Raw genomic sequence first — 20,124 nt, 5'->3', positions numbered from 1 at the left:
CCTTCCGCCCGCCGGGATCGCGGCCCCTCCGCCCGCCGGGATGGCGGCCCTTCCGCCCGCCGGGGTGGCAGCCCGTCCGCAAGCCGGGATGGCAGCCCGTCCGCCCGCCGGGGTGGCGGCCCCTCCGCAAGCCGGGATCGCGGCCCCTCCGCCCGCCTGGGTGGCGGCCCGTCCGCCGGGCGGGTCGGGGTGCCTCACCGGGACGCTCCCGTGCCGCCGCCGACCGCGGCGTCCGAGTCGGTCGGCCGGCTGGCCCGCCGGCGCCGCTTGCGCGGCGGCGAGACCAGCCCGCCCAGGTCGCCCCCGATGTCGTTGAGCCGGACCAGGAAGGGACGCAACGGGGTGTAGCGGATCGCGGTAACCGACGCCGGGTCCACCACGATCCGCTGGAAGAGATCCAGATGTACGCCGAGCGCGTCCGCGACGATCGCCTTGATCACGTCGCCGTGGCTGCATGCCAGCCAGACCGCCTCGGGCCCGTGCTCGGCGGTGACCCGGGCGTCCCAGGCGCGTACCGCCGCGACCGCGCGGGCCGCCATCTGCGCCATCGCCTCGCCCTCGGGGAAGACCACCGCGCTGGGATGCTGCTGTACCACCGACCAGAGCGGCTCCTTGGCCAGCTTCTTCAGTGGCTGCCCCTCCCAGCTGCCGTACCCACACTCGATCAGCCCTTCCTCGACCACCGGCGACGCCTGCGGCAGGGCCAGTTCGAGGGTCTGCCGGCAGCGGATCAGCGAGCTGGTCACGACGGCCGCCAGCGGCACGGCCCGCAGCCGCTCACCCACGGCGGTGGCCTGGCTCCGGCCGGTCTCGTCCAGCTCGACCGGTTGCCGCCCGGCCAGGCCGCCGTCGGCGTTGGCGGTGGTACGTCCGTGCCGCAGGAGCAGAAGTGTCGCCACGCGGACCACCCTAGGCCCTCGTACCGCCCATCTCGGCCGTCCCGCCATCAGGTCCCGCCACCACGACACGCCTCGCCGCGAGTCCCGGTTCGGCCGGTCACGGACATAGTCGTCGCCGCGTCCGGTTCATCCCACGCGGGGTTTGCTGTCCGGGACCGCCCAGGCTGTGGCTGCCGACCCGGGACCGGAGGCGGGCCGCTCGCCCGGACCGAAGGTCGTTGCTCGCCGGGCTGAGGTGGTGGGTACGTTTCTTGCTGCTCGGGCGACACGAAACGTACCCAGACCGGGCGGGCAACAGCCCTGCATCAAGAGACAGCGACCGACCTGGGGCGCCTGTCCGCTATGTCGGGATCGTTGGCCGGCCCGGGGGCGGAATCCCGGGCGGGCGGGTGGCGTTGTAATCCCTGACTGATCGAGCAGGGCCGCCCGCCCTTGTGGGTGTGAGCGTGGCCGGCGGTTCGCCGGAATGATCCGGCCCGGCCGGTCGTTGGAGATGGTCCCGGCGCCGCGAGGCAGTCGCGCTCCGCGCCGGACCCCCGGCCCCGGGAATGTTGGTGGCCGGTCGGTCGTTGAACATGGTTCCGCCGGCGGGGTGGGTCGCCTGATGGCTCGACCCCCCGCCTGAAACGCGGAACTCTTCTTCCCCTTTTGGTCTTCGCGCCCTGTGGGCGCTGACCGCGTGTGCCGTTTCCCCCCTTTGTGGTGCGCGTGTCTACCCCCGAATGGAGTTTTGATCATGAACTCGATGCTGCGTAAGAGCGTTCTCGGTATCGCTGGTCTGGCCTTCGCTGGTGGTGTGTTCGCCGGTCCGATCGCGCATGCGGACGCTGCTGCGGTGACCGCTGGTAAGCCGGTCGCGGCGGTGCAGGCCGACAAGCCGGACACCAGCAAGCTGATCCCGAACGGTGTGCAGGGCGCCCAGTCCCGCATCGACCTCAACGGTGAGCAGACCGCCAACGTCAAGGCGATCATCGCCGCGACCAAGAAGACCGGCATGGACGAGCGTGCCGCGGTGGTGTCCATCGCGACGGCTCTGCAGGAGTCGAAGCTGGAGAACCTGGGTCACCTCGGTGACCGCAACGACCACGACTCGCAGGGCCTGTTCCAGCAGCGCCCGTCCAGTGGGTGGGGCACGGTCGAGCAGATCACCGACCCCGAGTACTCCACCACCGCGTTCCTGAAGGGCCTGAAGCAGGTCGACGGGTGGAAGGACATGCCGCTGACCGCCGCCGCGCAGAAGGTTCAGGTGTCGGCGTACCCGGATCACTACGCCCAGTGGGAGCAGCAGGCCGCTGACCTGGTCGCCCAGCACTGGACCAGCTGACACACGTTCACTATTCGACTGGCCGGCACCCCGACGGGGTGCCGGCCAGTCGCTGTCTCGACCGGTTGGTTGTTAATACGGGGCCCTTCCTCTACGCCAGGCGTTAAGAAGGTGCCCGTCCTTGCACCTCAGGTGGCGGTGATGGTGCCGGTTAGCAGGAGGGCGAGGACCAGGGTGCCGACGGCGACCCGGTAGAGGACGAAGACGTAGAGGGTGTGGTGCGCGACGTAGCGCAGCAGCCAGGCGATGGCCGCGTAGCCCACCCCGAACGCGATCAGCGTGGCGACGACCATCTGCGCGACGGTCGGAACCGAGGTGCCCGGTGCCGCCGGCTCGAATACGTCGCCCAGGCTGAAGATGCCGGACATCACCACGGCGGGGATGGCCAGCAGGAACGAGTAACGGGCCGCCGTCTCCCGGGTCAGGTTCAGGAACAGGCCGAAGGTGAGGGTGGCCCCGGACCGCGACACACCGGGGATCAGCGCCAGCGCCTGGGCGAAACCCATCACCACGCCGTCCTTCATTCGGAAGTTCTTCAGGGTCCGGGTCTGTCGGCCCCAGTACTCGGCGAACGCGAGGATGAAGGCGAACACGATCAGGGTGGTGGCCACCACCCACAGGTTGCGGGCGGTCTCCCGGATCTGGTCCTTGAACAGGTAGCCGAAGAACCCGATCGGGATCGAGCCGATGATCACGTACCAGCCCATCCGGTAGTCGAGGCTGGAACGGACGGACTTGTCCCAGATGCCGACGACCCAGGTTCGGCCGATTCGCCAGATGTCCTTGGCGAAGTAGAGCAGCACGGCCGCCTCGGTGCCCAACTGGGTGACCGCGGTGAACGACGCCCCGGCGTCCCGCTCGAAGAAGATCGCCGAGGTGATCCGCAGGTGCCCCGACGAGCTGACCGGCAGGAACTCGGTCAGGCCCTGGACGATGCCCAGGACGATGGCTTCGACCCAGGTCACTCCCCGACTCCCGAGAGGTCGAGCGCCTCGGCGACGGTCCGCAGGGTCCGTACCCCGGTGTCGCGGTCGGCGGCGAACAGGGTCACCGAGAGGGTGGTCACCCCCGCCTCGGCGAACTGGCGCATCCGCTCGGCGATGCGTTCCTTCGGCCCGAGCAACGAGGTCCGGTCGATGAACTCCAGCGGCACCGCGGCGGCCGCGTCCCGCTGCCGCTTGGCCAGGTAGAGGTCCTGCACCTCGCGGGCGGCGTCGCCGTACCCCATCCGGGTGGCCAGTTGGTTGTAGAAGTTCTGCTGCCGGCTGCCCATGCCGCCGACGTACAGGGCCGCGTACCAGCGGACCAGCGCCGCGCAGGACTCGATGTCGTCGCCGACCACGACGGGCACGGACGGCACCACGTCGAAGCCGGCCAGTTCCTTGCCGGCCTTGGCCCGGCCGGCGCGCACCGCCGCGAGCTGCTCCTCGGCGAACTCGGGGGCGTAGAAGACGGCCAGCCAGCCGTCGGCGATCTCGCCGGCCAGCTCCAGGTTCTTCGGGCCCACCGCGGCGAGGTAGATCGGGATGTGCTCGCGCGGCGGGTGGAAACCCAACCGCAGCGCCTTGCCGGGGCCGTCGGGCAGCGGCAGCGTGTAGAACTCGCCGTCGTACGCGACCTCCTTGCGGGCCACCGCCAGTTTCACGATGTCAACGTACTCCCGGGTGCGCGCGAGGGGCTTGCCGAACCGTACGCCGTGCCACCCTTCGGAGACCTGCGGGCCGGAGACCCCCAGACCGAGGCGGAACCGGCCGCCGGACAGCGCGTCGAGGGTGGCCGCGGTCATCGCGGTCATCGCGGGCGTACGGCCGGGGATCTGCATCACCGCGCTGCCGATGTCGATCCGCTCGGTCTGCCCGGCCATCCAGGCGAGCATGCTCGGCGAGTCGGAGCCGTACGCCTCCGCCGCCCACACCACCGAGTAGCCGAGCCGGTCCGCCTCCTGGGCCAGGGCCAGATGATCGGCCGGTGTGCTCCACGCTGTCTGGTATCCGAGGCTTAGCCCGAGTCGCACAGAGTCCTCCCCCATCCGCAGTCGCATCAGGTTACGCAATGGCGGCGGCAGGGACGATCACCGGCTCACCCCGAATCGCCCGCCGGACCGCACCGGCCCACAGCGAGCCGGACGGCCGACGGTACGGGCCGTTGCCGGCGACCCGGACGAGCGGAAACACGAACTGGCGGGCAGACTCGACGGGAGCGAGGATATCGGTCCGGCCCTGGTTCGAAATAAGGTTCACCCATGCAGCAGCGACCGCTCGGCCGAAGCGGGCTGGCGGTTTCCCGGCTCGCGCTCGGCACCATGACCTGGGGCCGGGACACCGACGCCGACGACGCGGCCGCGCAACTGAAGAGTTATCTCGATGCCGGCGGCAACCTGGTCGACACCGCCGACGTGTACGGCGACGGCGACGCCGAGTCGGTGATCGGCTCGCTGCTGGGCTCCCTGGTGCCCCGCGACGAGCTGCTGATCGCCACCAAGGCCGGGCTGCGACCGGGCGGCAACCGCCGCCGGGACGGCTCCCGGGGGCACCTGCTGCGTACCCTGGACGCCTCGTTGCAGCGGCTGGGCACCGACTACGTCGACCTGTTCCAGGTGCACGGCTACGACCCGCAGACGCCGCTGGAGGAGACCCTGGCCGCGCTGGACCACGCGGTGGCCAGCGGCCGGGTGCGCTACGTCGGCGTGTCGAACTTCTCCGGCTGGCAGACGGCCCGGGCGGCGGCCTGGCAGGCGGCCTGGCCGGGCCGGGCGCCGGTGGTGGCCGCGCAGGTGGAGTACTCGCTGCTGGAGCGGGGCGTGGAGCGCGAGGTGCTGCCGGCGTGCGAGGCGCTCGGGTTGGGCGTGCTGCCCTGGTCGCCGCTGGGTCGGGGGGTGCTCACCGGCAAGTACCGGCACGGGCGGCCGGCGGACTCCCGGGCGGTGTCGCCCCATTTCGAGCGTTTCGTCGCCACCTATCTGGAGCCGCGCTGCTCCAGCATCGTGGAGGCGGTGGCCACCGCCGCGGGCGGGCTCGGCGTCTCCCCGCTGGAGGTGGCGCTGGCCTGGATCCGGGACCGGCCCGGGGTGACCGCGCCGATCCTCGGCGCGCGCACCGCCGGGCAGCTGCTCGGCGCGCTCCAGGTGGAGCGGATGACCCTGCCCGACGAGATCACCACGGCGCTGGACGACGTCTCGGCGCTGGAGGTCGGCTACCCGGAGCGCGACGGCTGATCGGCGGCGGTCAACGGGGCGACGTTCGGGGGGAACCGCCGCGGCGCAGCTGGCGATCCAGGCGGAGTTCTCCGGTTGGGAGCTGGCCCGGGTACGGCTGTTCCGCGACGGTACGCGCCAGGTGATGCTGCGCCGCCGTCGGGTGAACGCGCCGCAGCCGGGCCTGTCGTACTGAGCCTGGTACGAGCCCCGGGCCCGGCCGTTGCCGGCCGGGCCCGGGGGCGGTGACCGCCGCGCCCCCTGCGGGGCGCCGGCGGTCAGTGCACGTGGTCGTGCTCGCCGTCGAGATCCAGGAACGGGTGCTCGTCGAGCCGGCCGACCAGCCGGTCGTCGGCCGCCGGCTGGAACGGGCCCACCGGGTCGTCGTCGTCGAAGGACTCCAGGTCGACCGGAGTGCCGACCTCGCTGACCATCACCACGCCGTCGAGCGGTTCCAGCTCCGGCACGTCGAGCGCGCCGAGCGAGCCGTCGCCGCTCTGCAGCAGCTCCAGCACCGCCTCGCCGACGCCCTCCACCGGCGGCACTTCCTCGTCGGCCGGGATGCCCTCCCGGCGGGCCGCCTCCGCGATGCGGATCAGGGCGGAGACGCTGGGCACCCGGTAGTCGCGCCGCTGGCGCACCGAGATCACCTGGGGGTGCGGGTCGGTCGGCTCGACCCCCTCGGCACCGCCGAAGCGCTGGTCGGCCTCGTCCGGGTCGATCGACTCGACGTCCCACGGCGTGACCTCGCCGAAGGCGTCCATGAGTTGCTCGTCGTAGGCGAACGACGCGTTGTTCAACGCCACGTACGCCTGCCAGACGTCGTCGTCGTCGATCCGGCCCTGCGCGGCGCGGACGGCGGCCAGGTGGTGGCGGGCCGCTTCGATCACGCGCTCGAGGGCGGCGTCCAGCTCACCGTTCTGGTCGGTCATGAAGGCGTCCTTTTCTCCGAGGAATCCGAGGTGCCGCGTCCGTCCGGACGCGGACTAGCAGGTACGCAGGAACCGGTCGAGAACCCGCACGCCGAACTGTAGTCCGTCCACCGGAACCCGCTCGTCGATGCCATGGAACAGCGCCGAGAAGTTCAGGTCGGCCGGCAGCCGCAGCGGCGCGAACCCGAAGCAGCGGATGCCCAACTGCGAGAACGCCTTGGCGTCGGTGCCGCCGGAGAGCATGTACGGCACCGGCCGCGCCCCCGGGTCCTCGGCCCGCAGCGCGGCGGACATCGCCTCGACCAGATCACCGTCGAAGGTGGTCTCCAACGCCGGCTGGCGCTGGATGTACTCGATGTCGATGTCCGGGCCGACCAGCTCGCGCAGCTGCCGCTCCAGCAGCTCGGACTGGCCGGGCAGGCTGCGGCAGTCGATGGTGGCGCTGGCCCGGCCGGGGATGACGTTGTCCTTGTAGCCGGCGTCGAGCCGGGTGGGGTTGGCGGTGTTCCGGATGGTGGCGCCGATGATGTTGGCGATCGGACCGAGCTTGGCGATGGCGATCTCCGGGTCGTCCGGGTCCACCTCGATGCCGAGCACCTCGCCGACCTCCTCGAGGAAGGCGCGTACGGTGTCGGTGACCACCACCGGGAAGCGGTGCGCGCCGATCCGGGCCACCGCCTCGGCCAGCGCGGTGACCGCGTTGTCGCCGTGCACCATCGAGCCGTGCCCGGGCCGGCCCTTGGCGTGCAGCCGCAACCAGTCGATGCCCTTCTGCGCGGTCTCGATCAGGTAGAGCCGCTGCGACTCGTCGACCGTGTACGAGAAACCGCCGACCTCGCCGATGCCCTCGGTGCAGCCGTCGAACAGGTCGCGGTGCCGGGTGGCGAGGAAGTGCGCGCCGTACTCGCTGCCCGCCTCCTCGTCGGCGGTGTACGCGAGCACGATGTCCCGCGGCGGCCGGACGCCGGTGCGCTGCCAGTGCCGCACCACCGCGAGGACCATCGCGTCGAAGTCCTTCATGTCGATGGCGCCCCGGCCCCACAGGTAGCCGTCGCGCAGCTCACCGGAGAACGGGTCCACCGACCACTCGTCCGGGTCGGCCGGTACGACGTCCAGGTGACCGTGCACGAGCAGGGCGCCTCGGCTCGGGTCGGTGCCGGGGATCCGGGCGATCACGTTGGCCCGGCCGGGGGCGGACTCGTGCAGCACCGGTTCGACGCCGACCTCGGCCAGCTTCTCCGCGACGTACTCGGCGGCGCGCCGTTCCCCCGCGCTGGTGGCGTTGTCGCCCGTGTTGGTGGTGTCGATCCGCAGCAGGTCCCGGCAGAGGTCGACGACCTCGTCGGTCGGCGCGGGGAAGGCGGAGAGGGCGTCGCTCGTCATCGCCCCTTCATACCAGCCTGCGGTTTCGGCGCGGACGAGTGCGGGTACTGCGCGCGCGTCCGGTTGCCATATCATCGTCGCTCCGCCCGCCAGCCGAGGAGGGACCGTGTCCGTCCACCTGCCGCCGCTGCCGCCCACCCCCGGCGACGGCTACCAGCCCGCCGGGCGCAGCATCGCCGCCACCATCGCCGAGGAACACCAGCAGTTGCTGGACCTGACCCGGCGGCTGGTCGAGCCGGGCCCGGATCCCGCGCACGGCCGGGAGATCCTCATCGCCGCGTTGTCCCGGCACCTGTCGGCCGAGGAGCAGTACCTGCTGCCCGCCGTCCGTCAGGCCCTGACCGACGCCGACGGGCCGGTCGGTGAGGTGCTGGCGGGTGACGCCGCCCTGCTGATGGCGCTGCGTGGGCTGACCGACGACCGGCTCGCCGTGGTGGCCCGCCTGGTCGAGGCGCACGTGGTGGCGGTCGACGCCCTGGTGACGCGGCTGTGTGCCGCCGCCACCGAGGAGGAGCTGATCCGGCTCGGGAACCGGCTGGAGATCGCCGAGGAGGCCGCGCCGACCCGACCGCACCCGAGCCTGCCGCACACCCCGCCGTGGAACCGGATCGTCGAGCCGGCGGTGGCCCTGGTGGACAAGGTCCGCGACGCGCTCACCGGCCGGCACACGCAGCTGGGTGAGGTGACCGAGCCGCCGCAGCGCTGAGCGACCTGCCACACGTTCATGGTCGTTGATCCGTCCGGGCCCTTCCGCCGGCCGCCCGGTGGCCCTACCGTCACGCTATGAATCTGGAGTTGCGCCACCTGCGGGTAGTCTGCGCCATCGCGGAGACGGGGAGCGTGACCAAGGCGGCCTCGACGCTCGGCCTGGCCCAGCCGGCGCTGACCGCCCAGCTCCAGCGCATCGAACGGACCCTGGGCGGGCCACTGTTCGAACGGGACCGTCGCGGTGCCCGGCCGACCGCCCTCGGCGAGCTGGTGCTCGCCCGGGCCCGGGTGCTCCTGCCGGCGATGAAGGGCCTGCAGGACGAGGCGGCCCGGCTGGCCGGCGCGGGCGACGCCCCCCGCCGGTACCGGTTCGGCGGGGTGAACAGTCCGATCCTGGGCCGGCTGGTGCACCGGCTCGCCGCCGAGCAGCCGCAGGCCCAGCTCACCACGTACGCCTCCTGGTCGGTCGACGAGCTGGCCCAGCTGGTCGCCGGTGGTCGGCTGGACTACGCGCTGACCGGCGTGTGCGGCGACTCCACCCCGTCGGCGGACTACGGGCTGAGCTGGCGGGAGGTCGCGGTCGACCCGGTGATGGTGCTGCTGCCCGAGATCCACCCGCTGTCCGGCCGGGACGAGGTGGCGCTGGCCGACCTACGGCACGAGCAGTGGGTGGCCGCGCCGGGCGACGGCTGCTTCGGTGACTGTTTCGCCGCCGCCTGCGCGCGGGCCGGCTTCACCCCGCGCAAGGTGTACGAGGCCGACGTGCGCGGCTGCATCGACCTGGTCGACGCCGGCGAGGCGGTGGCGTTGTGCCAGGCCACCTTCCGGCCGGTGGCCGGCCTGGTGACCCGCCGGCTGGTGGGCGCGCCGCTGCGGTGGCGGCTGATGCTGGGCTGGCACCCGGAGTCCCCCGCCGCCCGGATGGCCGACCTGGTGCTGGAGACGGCGCTGGCGGCGTACACCGATGCCCTCGCCCCGCACCCGGCGTACCTGGCCTGGCTGCTGCGCAACCCGGCGTTCGGGGTGCGGCGGCCGGCGGCCGCGTGGGCCGGCCGGGGGGTGCGAACCGCTTGACGGCGGGTAATGGGCGGGGCATGACCGACCTCTATCCCGCCGCCGACGACCGTGAGGTCCTGCGCGAGGCGGCCGCCCGGCACACCGTCGCCGCTCGGGACGTGGAGACCTTTCTGCGCCGATTGCCGGAGGTGCCCGACCCGGCCGACCTGACCGAGTACGCCAACCTGATCACCCGCGAGGAGCAGACCCGCGCCGACCGGCAGGCCGCCGCGGACGCCGCTGGACTGACCATCGCCAGCCTGGAAACGGAGTAGCGCGGCGCGGCGTCCCGGCCCTCCCGGGGCCGGGACGCCGCAGCGGTCGGGGCACAGCAGCGGTCCGGGGCACCCGCGGGCCGCCACCGGCGCCGCGGGTGCCTGACGGTCACCGTTCGACGAGTACGTCGTGCCCGAGGTCGAGCAGGGAGTGCCGCCACTCGTCGTCGGCGTTGCCCCGGCTCGGCTTCTCCGCCGTCAGCGACCGGATCCGGTCGACGGCGTCGCGCATCACCTCGATGTCCTCGGGTGTCAGGTCGACCTTGCGTTTACGCAGTACGGCGAGGATCTGCCGGCCCGGCTCCGGCAGGTCCAGGTCCGGGTTCGGGCCGAACGCCTCCTCGCCGGAGCCCCGGGTCAGCAGCGACTGCCGTAGTTGCTCGGACGGCACGTTGACCTCGGCATGGAAGTCGTCCCACAGCACTTCCACCTCGGGTTCGAGCCGCTGCTCTCGTACCATCAGCCCTCCTCTCCGGGCGGCGACCCGGAGTGCTCCGGGTGCCCCTCGTCGGTCGCCCCGCCCAGGCCCTCCGCCGGCACCTGCACCCGGGCGGGGTTCGCCGTCGGCGGGGCGACGATCGGGTCGGTGCGTTCGTCGTCGTCCCGGGTCTCCTCCGGTTCGGTCATCGGTACCCTTCCGGTCAGCGGGGATGCGAGGTCGTGGCCGCCGCGTGGCCCCGCGCGCCGGCCGTCACGTCGAAGGTGAGCTGCCCGTCCTGGGCGTCGACGGTGACCCGCTGGCCCGGGGAAAGCTGCTGCTCCAGCAGCATCCGGGACAGGTGGTTGTCCACCTCCCGCTGGATCACCCGGCGCAGCGGCCGGGCGCCGAACTCCGGCTGGTAGCCGTGCTCGGCGAGCCAGTCGGTCCCGGCGGTGGTGAAGTCCACCTCGATGTCCTGGGCGTGCAGCCGGCGGCGGGTCTCCTCCAGCAGCAGCTCGGTGATCTGCCGCAGCTGCTCGGCCTCCAGCCGGCGGAAGATGATCACTTCGTCGATGCGGTTCAGGAACTCCGGCCGGAAGTTCTCCTGTAGCCGGCGCATCAGCCGTTCCCGCAGTTCGTCGCTCTCCTGTTCGCTGCCGGGCGCGCCGGCGCCGAAGCCGACCGCGCGCTGGGTGCCGGTGATCAGCTCCGAGCCGAGGTTGCTGGTCATGATCAGGACGGTGTTCTTGAAGTTGACCGTACGGCCCTGGCTGTCGGTGAGCCGCCCGTCGTCGAGCACCTGCAACAGGATGTTGAACACGTCGGGATGGGCCTTTTCGATCTCGTCGAGCAGCACCACCGCGTACGGGCGGCGGCGCACCGCCTCGGTGAGCTGGCCGGCCTCCTCGTACCCGACGTAGCCCGGTGGCGCGCCGACCAGGCGGCTGACCGTATGCCGCTCCTGGAACTCGCTCATGTCCACCCGGACCATCCGGTCCGCCTCGCCGAACAGCGCCTCGGCCAGGGCCCGGGCCAGCTCGGTCTTGCCCACGCCGGTGGGGCCGAGGAACAGGAAACTGCCCATCGGGCGGTTCGGGTCGGCCAGCCCGGTGCGGGAGCGGCGCACCGCCTCGGCCACCGCCTGGACCGCGTCGTCCTGCCCGACGACCTTCTCGTGCAGCTGGCCCTCCAGCCGCAGCAGCCGGTCCCGCTCCTCCTCGGTGAGCTGGCTGGCCGGGATGCCGGTGGCCCGGGAGACCACCTCGGCGATCTCGTCCGGCCCCACCTCGGGCACCTGGGTGCCGCTGCCGTCGTCGCCGCGCGCCCGGCGGACCTGATCCTCCAGGTCGGAGACCCGGTCGCGCAGTGTGGAGGCGCGTTCGTACTGCTCGTCGGCGACCGCCTGCTCCTTGTCCCGGCGTACCTCGTCGAGCTGCTGTTCCAGGTCCCGCACGTCGGCGGCGGGGGTCCGGGTCCGCAGCCGCACCCGGGCGCCGGCCTGGTCGATCAGGTCGATCGCCTTGTCCGGCAGGTAGCGGTCGGTGACGTACCGGTCGGACAACTCGGCGGCGGCGACCAGCGCCTCGTCGGTGAAACGCACCTGGTGGTGGGCCTCGTAGCGGTCCCGCAGGCCACGCAGGATGGCCACAGTGTCCTCGACGGTGGGCTCGGGTACGAACACCGGCTGGAACCGCCGGGCCAGCGCGGCGTCCTTCTCGATGCTGCGGCGGTACTCGTCGAGGGTGGTCGCGCCGATCACCCGCAGTTCACCACGGGCCAGCGCCGGCTTGAGCATGTTGGACGCGTCCATGCCGCCCTCGCTGCCCGCGCCACCCGCGCCGACCAGGGTGTGGATCTCGTCCAGGAAGATGATCAGCTCATCGCGGTGCGCCCGGATCTCGTCGATCACCTTCTTCAGCCGTTCCTCGAAGTCGCCCCGGTAGCGGGTGCCGGCGACCAGCCCGGCCAGGTCGAGCTGGACCACCCGCTTGCCGAGCAGCGTCTGCGGCACGTCGCCGTCGCAGATCCGCTCGGCCAGGCCCTCCACGATCGCGGTCTTGCCGACGCCGGCCTCGCCGATCAGCACCGGGTTGTTCTTGGTCCGCCGGGACAGGATCTCCACCGCCTGCTCGATCTCGTCGGCACGCCCGATGACCGGGTCGATCTGGTCGTTGCGGGCCAGCTCGGTGAGGTCCTGGCCGTACTGGTCGAGCGTCGGCGTGCCCCGGTCCGGCCGGGGGGTGGTGCCCGGTCCGCGTTCGGCGTTGGCGGCCTGCAACGACTCCGGCTGGATCCGGCCGGCGGCGAGCATCCGGCCGGCCGGCGACTCGGGGTTCAGCGGCAGCGCCATCAGGATGTGCTCGGGGCCGATGTAGTTCGCGCCCATCGCCCGGGACAGTTGGTGGGCGTCGAGCAGCGCCCGCTTGGCCGCCGGGGTGAGCGACAGATTCGCCGGGACCTCGCCGTGCGGGGCGCCGTCGCCTCGGCCGCCCAACGCGTTGACCAGGGTGTCCGGATCCGCGCCCGCTCGGCGTACCAGGTCACGCAGCGGCTCACGCTGCAACGCCGCCCACAGCAGGTGGTCGGTGTCCAGGTCGTTGCTCTTCTTCTGGGCGGCCCGGCGCGCGGCGTCGGCCAGCATCTCCCGGGCGTCGGCGGTCATCAGCCGGGTGATGTCGACCCGGTGCGCCGGCCGGCGCCCGCCCTCGCCTCGGCCGAAGTACCGGGCCAGGAACTCGTCCCACGGGTCCGAACCGAAGTCGCCAGGTCCAATCATCTCTGTCCTCCGCGGTCGGGCGCGAGACGGTCGGCACGGGCTACCCGGCCCTAGGCCGGACAAACGCCACCGGTCGGCACGGCGGGTCGGGGGCCGCCACGGGGCGTGCGCGGCGTCGGCGGGCCGGGCGGGCCGACCGGTCGGATGGCAGGCTGGACGGATGGATCCGACACCGCTGCTCATCGTGGACGCCGCCAACGTGGTCGGGTCCCGCCCGGACGGCTGGTGGCGCGACCGGGCCGGCGCCACCGCCCGGCTGCGGGACGCTCTCGCGCCACTGGGCGGGCAGGGGGTGCCGCCGGACCTGCCCCCGCCGGTCGAGGTGGTGCTGGTGGTCGAGGGCGCCGCCCGCAGGGTGCCCGGGGTCGACGGGGTACGGGTGGTCTCCGCCGCCGGTTCCGGCGACGACACGGTGGTCGACCTGGTCGCCGCCGCCGGGGACCGCCGGCGCCTGGTCGTCACCGCCGACCGCGGGCTACGGGACCGGGTCACCGCGCTCGGCGCCGAGGTGCACGGTCCTCGCTGGCTACGCGGCTGACCCGCCCATGATCGCGGTCGGTGACCGGCCACCCACAGGTCCCACGAATCGGACTCGCGGCGCCCGCGGTCGACAACCGGTCAGGAAGGCAGGAACACTGACAGGGCGCTTGTTCTATCCCCGACCGGCATAGGCTCTAATGGAGTCCTCCCCGCCCCCAGGAGGTTCCGCGTGGCGAGCGTCGCCGAGCTCAAGGCAGCCATCGATGTCGCGCTCCAGCAGATCGGTGACGGCCAGAGCGCCGTGCAGGCCGCCGGCGAGAAACTGGCCGAGGCACAGCAGACCCTCGCCGGCGCGCTGGAGGGCAGCGGCCACACCACAGTGGAGGCGGCGCAGGCGTCGCTGACCCAGGCCAGTCAGGAGTTGGAGGAGTGCCTCGCCGCGACGCTCGTCGCGGTCGAGCAGGCCCAGCAGTACGTCTCGACGCTGTAGGGCCGGGCGTGTCCATCGTCGAGGAGGTCGGCGCGGAGGTCCGTGCCGCCGCCGAGGAGCTGCCGCTGGGCCTGCTGACGCAGGCGCTGGAGCGGTTCGGGCTGGCCGCCGAGCGGCTGCGCTGGGTACGTCAGGAGTCGGCCAATCCGATGGGCGTGCCGGAACTGTCCGCGGCCACCGAACACGCCGAGACCGCCGGGTACGCGCTGCAGGTGGCCCAGGAGCAGCTGACCGCGTACCTGGCCGCGATCGGGCTGGCCCCCGACGGCGGCGCGCCGCCGCCCGCCGCCGAACCGGAGCGCCGGCCGGCCCACGACGCGCCCCGGACGGCCGAGCCGGAGGCCGCCGCACCCGAGCCCGCCGGTGAGGTGCGGTTACGCCGCTGGTGGTCGGTGCGGGTAGCGGAGCTGACCGGCGGGCGGGAGGGCCCGCCCGAGGAGCCCGACGAGCGGATCGCCGACTCCCAGGAGCTGCTGCGCCGGGTGGTACGCGGAGTCCGCGCCGGCGACCGGGACCGGCTGCACCGGGACCTGCGCGGCGCACACGCCGACGTCGGGTTGGGCCTGGCCGCGGTGGCCCCGCCGCTGCTGCGCGACCTCGCCGGCGAGCTGCTCGGCCACCCGCCGCGCGGCGACGACTTGGCCCGGCTGCGCCGTGAGCTGGACGGCCGGGTCCGGGACCTGCTGCCCGGGCTGCCCGCCCCGGTGCTGGACACGCTGCTCACCCGGGTCTGCCGGATGCCTCCGCCGCGACGGGGCGAGGGCGAGCAGCCGCACGCCGCCGACCCGGCGGTCACCGCCGGGGTGCTCACCGGCGTCCTGCTCGACCGCCTGGGCCGCGACCTGCCGGCCGAGCCGGGCCGGCCCGCCGGCGGCGGCTCCGCCAACGGTGGCGCGGCCGGCGGGCCGGCGGGCGACAAGGCCGGTGGCGGCCGGCGCACCGGACCGGGCGGCCAGCCCGGGGCGGCGCACTCGACGGCCCCGCCTGGACCTCGGCGGGACGCGCCCTGGGCCGGGCCGCCGACGCGCCCCACCTCGACCAACGGGTCTGCCCGCCGGCCGGGGCACGGGATCGATGGCTGACCGGCGTAGTCAGCTGGTCGCTCGGGTCCGGGAGCTGCTCGCCGAGGCGCTCGGCGCGTCCCGCACCCGGTCGGCCACCGCCCAGGCGACGTTGGCCACCGCCCGGGATCGGTCGGTCCGGGTACGGCGCGCCGCCGCCGGCGTACCGGAGCGGGTGGGTGCCGAACGCGACCGGCGGCTCGCCGAGATCGACGCCCGGCACGCGTCGCGGCTGGCGACGCTGGCCCGCCGGGCGGCGGAGGCCGCCACCCGGGAGGCGCCTGGCGCGGGGTCGGCGGAGTGGCCGGTGTGGCGTCCCACCCCGGCCGACCGGGCCGAACCGCCGGGCGCGACGCGGGTCGGCACGATCCGGCTGCCCGACGCCGAACCGGTGCCGGCGCTGGTGTCACTGCTCGACGGCGGGCACGTGGCGCTCGACGGGGACCCGGAGGGCTGCGCGGCGGTGGTGTCGGCGCTGCTGCTGCGTGGCCTCGGCCGGGCCGCACCGGGCAGCGTACGGCTGGTCGGCTACGACCCGGACCGGTTGGGCGGCGCGTTGGCCGGGTTCGCTCCACTGGGTACGGCCGGGCTGCTCACCTTCGTCGGGCCGGGTGGCCTGGGCCGGCTGCTGGACGACCTGGTGGAGCAGATCCGCCGGATCAACGAGACCGTCCTCGCCGGCGAGCACGCCTCGCTGCGCGAGCTGGCCGCCGCGACCGGCCGCCGGCCGGAGCCGTGGCGGCTGGCGGTGCTGCTCGGCGGGGACGAGCTGTCCCGGCACGAGCGCGGCCAACTCGACCGGGTGGTCCGGGCCGGCGCCGCCTGCGGGGTACACCTGATCGTGCGGGGTGTGCCGCTGCCCGACGATCCGACGGTCACCCGGATCGTGGTCACCGCCGACGGTGCCCGGGTCGGCACCCTGCCGGTGCACCTCGACCCGCCGCCACCGGCCGCCCTGGTCACCGAGACCTGCCGGCAGATCGCCTCGGTGGTCAGTGCCGGCCCGGCACCCACCCCGTTCACCGACCTGCTGCCGCCGCCGGAGCAGATGTGGCGGGAGGACTCGGCGACCGGGCTGACCGCGCCGATCGGCGAGGGGCCGCAGGGCCGGCCGGTGCTGCTGACCCTCGGCGACTATCCGCCTCACGCGCTGATCGGCGGACCGTCCGGCACCGGCAAGACCAACCTGATCTTCGCCTGGATCGGTGCCCTCGCGGCCCGCTACTCCCCCGCCGAGCTGGAGTTCTACCTGCTCGACTTCAAGGAGGGGGTGTCCTTCGCCCGGTTCGCCCAGGGCCGGCGGGACCCGAGCTGGCTGCCGCACATGCGGCTGGTCGGCATCAACGTCAACACCGACCGCGAGTTCGGCCTGGCGCTGCTGCGGTTCCTCGCCGAGGAGCTGCGCCGGCGGGCCGACGCGGCGAAGAAACACGAGGTCACCAAGCTGGCCGAGCTGCGCGCGGTGGACCCGACCGGGCACTGGCCGCGGATCGTCGCGGTGGTCGACGAGTTCCAGATGCTGCTGGCCGGCCGGGACGCGGTGGCCCGGGAGGCGGCCGACCTGCTGGAGGACCTGGCACGGCGGGGCCGGTCGCAGGGCATCCACCTGGTGCTGGCCTCCCAGGACGTCCGCGGCATCGAGGCGCTGTGGGGCCGGCCGGCACTGGTCGCCCAGTTCACCCTGCGGATCGCGCTGCCCAAGGCGCTGCGGATCCTCGCCGAGCGCAACGACGCCGCCCAGTCGCTGCCGAAATTCCACGCCGTGGTCAACGCGGAGTCGGGCCTGCCCGAGGGCAACGAGGTGGCCCGGATCCCGTCGGCCGGCGACTGGGAGACCTGGAGCGACCTGCAACACCGGCTGTGGCGGATGCGGCCGGCCGAGGCGGCGCCGGCCCGGCTCTTCGACGGTGACGCGATCCCCCGGCTGGCCGACGCGCCGGACTTCCGGGCCCTCCAGGCGCCGGAGGTCGGCACGCCGCGCGGCCCGGTCGCGCTGCTCGGCGAGATCATCGACGTGCAGGCCCGCTCGGCGGTGCTGCGGCTGCCCCGGGCGCCCGGGCGGAACCTGGCCGTGCTGGGCACCCGGGTCGACGAGGCGTGCGCGGTGCTGGACGCGGCGGCCCGGTCGCTGGCCCGGCAGCACCGCCCCGGCAGCGCCCGGTTCTCCATCGCCTGCCTGGACCCGGACGCCGACCCGGCGGCCCGGGCGCTGTACGAGGACCTCGCCGACGACGCCGCCTGGTACGACGAGGAGACGGTGGCCGAGTTGGTGGCCGAGACGGCCGACGGACTCGGCGCGCCGGGGGCCACCGGCGGCCCGCACTACCTGCTGCTGTTCGCCGTCGACGCGGCGGCCGGCGCGCTCGCCACGAAGGCCGGGCCCGCCACCGGGCTGGCGCACCTGCGCCGGATCCTGCACGACGGCCCGGAGCGGCGGACGCACGTGCTGGCGTGGTGGCGCGGGGTGGCCCGGATGCGCGCCGACCTGGGTGGCGCGGGTGCCCGCACCGATCAGATCGGCGCCTGGGTGGCGCTGGACACCCACGGCGGGGAGCTGGGCTCGTCGCTGTACCCCGGCACTGGCGGGCCGGACTGGTATCCCCGGCCGTGGCGGGGGCTGTTCTTCGACCGGGCGGTGCACCGCACCGGGCAGACCATCATCCCGTACGGTCCGTCCCGATGAACGAACCGGTGACCAGCGAGACGTACGCGGCCCAGCTCCGGCGGCTCGCCGAGCTGACCGCGCGGGTGCACGAGCAGCGTGCGGAGGCTCGGGCCTGGTATGAGCAGCAGTGCGCGGCGGCCGACCTGGCGGTGACCGAGTCCGCCGGCGAGGTCAACCGGGCCGAGCGGGAGGTGGTCGCGGCGCGGGAGGCGCAGGAGCGGGTGGACGCCGAGGTCGCGGTGCTGTGGCAGGAGCTGAACGCCCAGCTGGGCGGTGGCGGGCGGCGGGCCGGTACGCCGCCGGCGCCCACGCCGGAGGCCACCGGTGACCCGGGTCCGCTGCTGGACGGGGTGCGGGACCTGCTGTACCGCACCCGGCAGCGGGGCGAGTTGCCGAGCGGCGTCAACCCGCTGCTGGCGTTGTGCGGGGTGGCCGGGGCGGTGGTGGCGTACGCGCTGGGCGCCGGTGCCCGGGCGTTGGCCCTGCGCGCCGACGGCGAGCTGGCCGTCGGCCTGCCGGTGCTGGCCCTGGTGGTGACGCTGCTCGGCCCGGTGCTGGGCCTGATCCCGGCCCGGGTGCTCGCCGACCGCCGGCACGCGCTGCTCAGCCCCCGCCCGGTCCTCGTCGTGGTGGCCGCCGGCCTGGCCGCCACCGTCCTCCTCCTGATCGCCACCTGATCCGGCAGAGCCCGGGCGGGGATCAGGCGGGGGTGAGCACGGCTTCGCGCAGGAGGCGGCGGGTCAGGGTGAGGCGGTCGGCGTCGTCGTCGAGGCCGGGCAGCTCACCGACCCGGGTGACCGCGCCGGTGAGCAGGGCGCGTACCGCGGGCTCGCACTCGGCGGGCAGGGTGATCGTGCGGTCGAAGAGGCGCAGCGCGACCCGATCCCCCTGCGCGGCCAGCTGCCAGCGCAGGCCGGGGCGGACGCCGACCCGGCTGTCGGCGTCCAGTGCGGCGATCGCGGCGGCCTGGGCGAGCGGCCGGATCGGCGCCGGGCGGGACGCCGGCCAGGCGCGCTGCCGCAGCCGGGCCGCGACCGCGGCCGGGTCGGCCCGCAGCAGCCAGTCGCGCAGCGCCTCGACGGTCTCGGTCAGCTCCGGCTCGATGGCGTCCGGGTCGGCCAGGTCGGTGCCGAACGGCAGGGTGGCCCGTAGTCGTCGGTCCTCGGCGGCCAACCCGAGCAGCTCCTCGACCAGCGCGTAGCGGGTGAGCGCGCGGACGCCGACGGTCAGGTGCAGCGAGCTGGACTCCTGCGCCTGGGCGCTGTGCAGCCACCCTCGGGGCAGGTAGAGCGCGTCGCCCGGTTCGAGCACCACGTCCAGCGCCGCCGGGCCCTGCGCGGTGGCGCCGACCTCGTCGGCCCGGCCGCCCCACGGTTGGCGTTCCAGCGGGTCGGGCAGCACCGGTGGGTGGATCCGCCAGTGCTTGCGACCGTCGACCTGGAGCACGAACACGTCGTGGGTGTCGTAGTGGGTGGCGAAGCCCTGGCTGCCCGGCGGGGTGAGGTAGGCGTTGACCTGCAACGGCTGGCCGACGGCCCGGCTCAGCTCGCCGGTGAAGTCGATCAACGCCGGCCAGTTGCGGTGCAGGCCCTGCAGGACGAGGGTGGCGCCGCCGGCGTACAACTCCAGGACCTTCTCGTCGAGGACCTGGTCGCCGATCTCGGCGCCGGCACCGCCGCCGCCGGTGTAGCGCGCCGCCGGCAGCAGCTGGCCGTCCCTGGCCACCCGCAGGAACGGGGTACGCAGACCGCGCCGGCTGAGCAGCTCGTCGGCGTCGGCGGGACTGAGCAGATCGGTGAAGCCGGCCGGGTTGGGCAGCTCGGCGGCGCGGGACAGCAGCGGCGTCTGTCCCCAGTGGGCGGCGGCGAACTTCGCCGGCTCCACGCTGACGCAGCGGGCCAGCGCCGCCGCGGAAGTTCGGCTCGATCCGGCGGGCGGTGGCGCCACGCCGACGCGGTGGGCCGACGCCGTGGGGGGCGGAGCCGGGACCGCCGAGCGGCCGTGGCCGCCCGGCGGGTCGAGATGCGTCATGGCGGACCGTTACCGGGCGCCGCCGTCGGCCCCGCCGTCCTGCTGGCCGGGGGTGGCACCGCCGTCGGCCGGGCCCTCGGCACTGCCGTCCGCACCACCGTCGTGCTGGCCCGGCGTCGCGCCCCCGTCGGCGGGCCCCTCGGCGCTACCGTCGGCACCGCCATCGTGCTGGCCGGGAGTGGCACCGCCGTCGGCCGGGCCCTCGGCGCTGCCGTCCGCACCACCGTCGTGCTGGCCGGGGGTCGCGCCGCCGTCGGCCGGGCCCTCCAGCCCGCCGCCGCTGGTGGTCTGCATGTCGTCGTCGTTGAGTGGCATCGTGCTCCCTCGGATGGACCCGCTCCCGCCGTCGGTCGGGTGCGTCGTGCCGCGGGTGGTACCCCGCGCCCGATCTTCTCTAACCACACTGCACCCCACCGTAGACGCCCGAACC

General features: G+C 74.2%; 20 protein-coding genes and 1 pseudogene. 11 read left to right on the top strand and 10 right to left on the bottom strand.

The window, feature by feature from the left end:
* Positions 1-194: 194 nt before the first annotated feature.
* Positions 195-908 (bottom strand): MSMEG_4193 family putative phosphomutase, encoded by a 714-nt coding sequence (locus C1I95_RS06550; RefSeq protein WP_111212863.1) that lies wholly within the window; start codon positions 906-908, stop codon positions 195-197.
* Positions 909-1,635: 727 nt separating this feature from the next.
* Here C1I95_RS06550 and C1I95_RS06545 point away from each other — a divergent pair.
* Positions 1,636-2,223: a hypothetical protein gene (locus tag C1I95_RS06545; protein WP_111212862.1), complete on the top strand. Its 588-nt coding sequence runs from the start codon at positions 1,636-1,638 to the stop codon at positions 2,221-2,223.
* A gap of 128 nt (positions 2,224-2,351) precedes the next feature.
* Here the strand turns inward: C1I95_RS06545 and C1I95_RS06540 are convergent, their stop codons facing one another.
* Positions 2,352-3,188 (bottom strand): undecaprenyl-diphosphate phosphatase, encoded by an 837-nt coding sequence (locus C1I95_RS06540; RefSeq protein ID WP_111212861.1) that lies wholly within the window; start codon positions 3,186-3,188, stop codon positions 2,352-2,354.
* Complete coding sequence (locus C1I95_RS06535) at positions 3,185-4,237, bottom strand: LLM class F420-dependent oxidoreductase (protein ID WP_111212866.1); 1,053 nt, start codon at positions 4,235-4,237, stop codon at positions 3,185-3,187. The genes C1I95_RS06540 and C1I95_RS06535 overlap by 4 nt, the downstream gene beginning before the upstream one ends.
* Before the next feature lie 228 nt (positions 4,238-4,465).
* Here C1I95_RS06535 and C1I95_RS06530 point away from each other — a divergent pair, with 228 nt between their 5' ends.
* Positions 4,466-5,437 (top strand): aldo/keto reductase, encoded by a 972-nt coding sequence (locus C1I95_RS06530; protein WP_111212860.1) that lies wholly within the window; start codon positions 4,466-4,468, stop codon positions 5,435-5,437.
* Between the two features lie 34 nt (positions 5,438-5,471).
* Positions 5,472-5,612, top strand: a pseudogene (locus C1I95_RS36215) (DUF5703 family protein); the annotation flags it as partial.
* Between the two features lie 82 nt (positions 5,613-5,694).
* Here the strand turns inward: C1I95_RS36215 and C1I95_RS06525 are convergent.
* The gene (locus C1I95_RS06525; RefSeq protein ID WP_111212859.1) at positions 5,695-6,348 is read right to left on the bottom strand and encodes a hypothetical protein; all 654 of its coding nucleotides are present in this window, start codon (positions 6,346-6,348) and stop codon (positions 5,695-5,697) included.
* A gap of 54 nt (positions 6,349-6,402) precedes the next feature.
* A complete protein-coding gene (locus tag C1I95_RS06520; RefSeq protein ID WP_111212858.1) occupies positions 6,403-7,731 on the bottom strand; it encodes a M20/M25/M40 family metallo-hydrolase in 1,329 nt (442 codons plus the stop codon).
* A gap of 106 nt (positions 7,732-7,837) precedes the next feature.
* Here C1I95_RS06520 and C1I95_RS06515 point away from each other — a divergent pair, with 106 nt between their 5' ends.
* The 3 genes from C1I95_RS06515 (at position 7,838) to C1I95_RS06505 (ending at position 9,770) form a co-directional block, all read left to right on the top strand.
* A complete protein-coding gene (locus tag C1I95_RS06515; protein ID WP_111212857.1) occupies positions 7,838-8,437 on the top strand; it encodes a hemerythrin domain-containing protein in 600 nt (199 codons plus the stop codon).
* 77 nt (positions 8,438-8,514) lie between these two features.
* Positions 8,515-9,513 (top strand): LysR family transcriptional regulator, encoded by a 999-nt coding sequence (locus C1I95_RS06510; protein ID WP_111212856.1) that lies wholly within the window; start codon positions 8,515-8,517, stop codon positions 9,511-9,513.
* Positions 9,514-9,533: 20 nt separating this feature from the next.
* Positions 9,534-9,770, top strand: coding sequence for a hypothetical protein (locus C1I95_RS06505; RefSeq protein ID WP_111212855.1), 237 nt, complete (start codon positions 9,534-9,536; stop codon positions 9,768-9,770).
* 109 nt (positions 9,771-9,879) lie between these two features.
* Here the strand turns inward: C1I95_RS06505 and C1I95_RS06500 are convergent, their stop codons facing one another.
* The 3 genes from C1I95_RS06500 to C1I95_RS06495 are packed head-to-tail and all read right to left on the bottom strand — an operon-like array spanning position 9,880 to position 12,967.
* Entirely contained in the window at positions 9,880-10,230 is a 351-nt protein-coding gene (locus tag C1I95_RS06500) for a DUF3140 domain-containing protein (protein ID WP_111212854.1), read from the bottom strand.
* Entirely contained in the window at positions 10,230-10,397 is a 168-nt protein-coding gene (locus C1I95_RS35150; protein ID WP_158566309.1) for a hypothetical protein, read from the bottom strand. Before C1I95_RS35150 ends, C1I95_RS06500 begins: the two co-directional genes overlap by 1 nt.
* A gap of 14 nt (positions 10,398-10,411) precedes the next feature.
* Positions 10,412-12,967 (bottom strand): ATP-dependent Clp protease ATP-binding subunit, encoded by a 2,556-nt coding sequence (locus C1I95_RS06495; protein WP_111212853.1) that lies wholly within the window; start codon positions 12,965-12,967, stop codon positions 10,412-10,414.
* 160 nt (positions 12,968-13,127) lie between these two features.
* Between C1I95_RS06495 and C1I95_RS06490 the strand changes: the two genes are divergently transcribed.
* The 5 genes from C1I95_RS06490 (at position 13,128) to C1I95_RS06470 (ending at position 18,340) form a co-directional block, all read left to right on the top strand.
* Positions 13,128-13,505, top strand: a complete 378-nt coding sequence (locus tag C1I95_RS06490) for a hypothetical protein (protein WP_111212852.1) — start codon at positions 13,128-13,130, stop codon at positions 13,503-13,505.
* Positions 13,506-13,676: 171 nt separating this feature from the next.
* Entirely contained in the window at positions 13,677-13,937 is a 261-nt protein-coding gene (locus tag C1I95_RS06485; RefSeq protein ID WP_092379879.1) for a hypothetical protein, read from the top strand.
* Positions 13,938-13,945: 8 nt separating this feature from the next.
* The gene (locus C1I95_RS06480) at positions 13,946-15,019 is read left to right on the top strand and encodes a hypothetical protein (RefSeq protein ID WP_111212851.1); all 1,074 of its coding nucleotides are present in this window, start codon (positions 13,946-13,948) and stop codon (positions 15,017-15,019) included.
* The gene (locus tag C1I95_RS06475) at positions 15,012-17,681 is read left to right on the top strand and encodes an FtsK/SpoIIIE domain-containing protein (protein ID WP_111212850.1); all 2,670 of its coding nucleotides are present in this window, start codon (positions 15,012-15,014) and stop codon (positions 17,679-17,681) included. Before C1I95_RS06480 ends, C1I95_RS06475 begins: the two co-directional genes overlap by 8 nt.
* Positions 17,678-18,340, top strand: a complete 663-nt coding sequence (locus C1I95_RS06470; protein WP_111212849.1) for a hypothetical protein — start codon at positions 17,678-17,680, stop codon at positions 18,338-18,340. The genes C1I95_RS06475 and C1I95_RS06470 overlap by 4 nt, the downstream gene beginning before the upstream one ends.
* Positions 18,341-18,362: 22 nt before the next feature.
* Here C1I95_RS06470 and C1I95_RS06465 read toward each other — a convergent pair whose 3' ends face one another.
* Complete coding sequence (locus tag C1I95_RS06465) at positions 18,363-19,694, bottom strand: cupin domain-containing protein (RefSeq protein ID WP_111212848.1); 1,332 nt, start codon at positions 19,692-19,694, stop codon at positions 18,363-18,365.
* Positions 19,695-19,703: 9 nt separating this feature from the next.
* On the bottom strand, positions 19,704-20,009 hold the full coding sequence (locus tag C1I95_RS06460; protein ID WP_111212847.1) for a hypothetical protein: 306 nt from the start codon (positions 20,007-20,009) through the stop codon (positions 19,704-19,706).
* Positions 20,010-20,124 lie beyond the last annotated feature (115 nt).

Source organism: Micromonospora craterilacus (assembly GCF_003236315.1).
In the GTDB taxonomy this organism is placed as follows: Bacteria; Actinomycetota; Actinomycetes; order Mycobacteriales; family Micromonosporaceae; genus Micromonospora; species Micromonospora craterilacus.
This window is presented reverse-complemented; position numbering and strand designations above follow the sequence as displayed.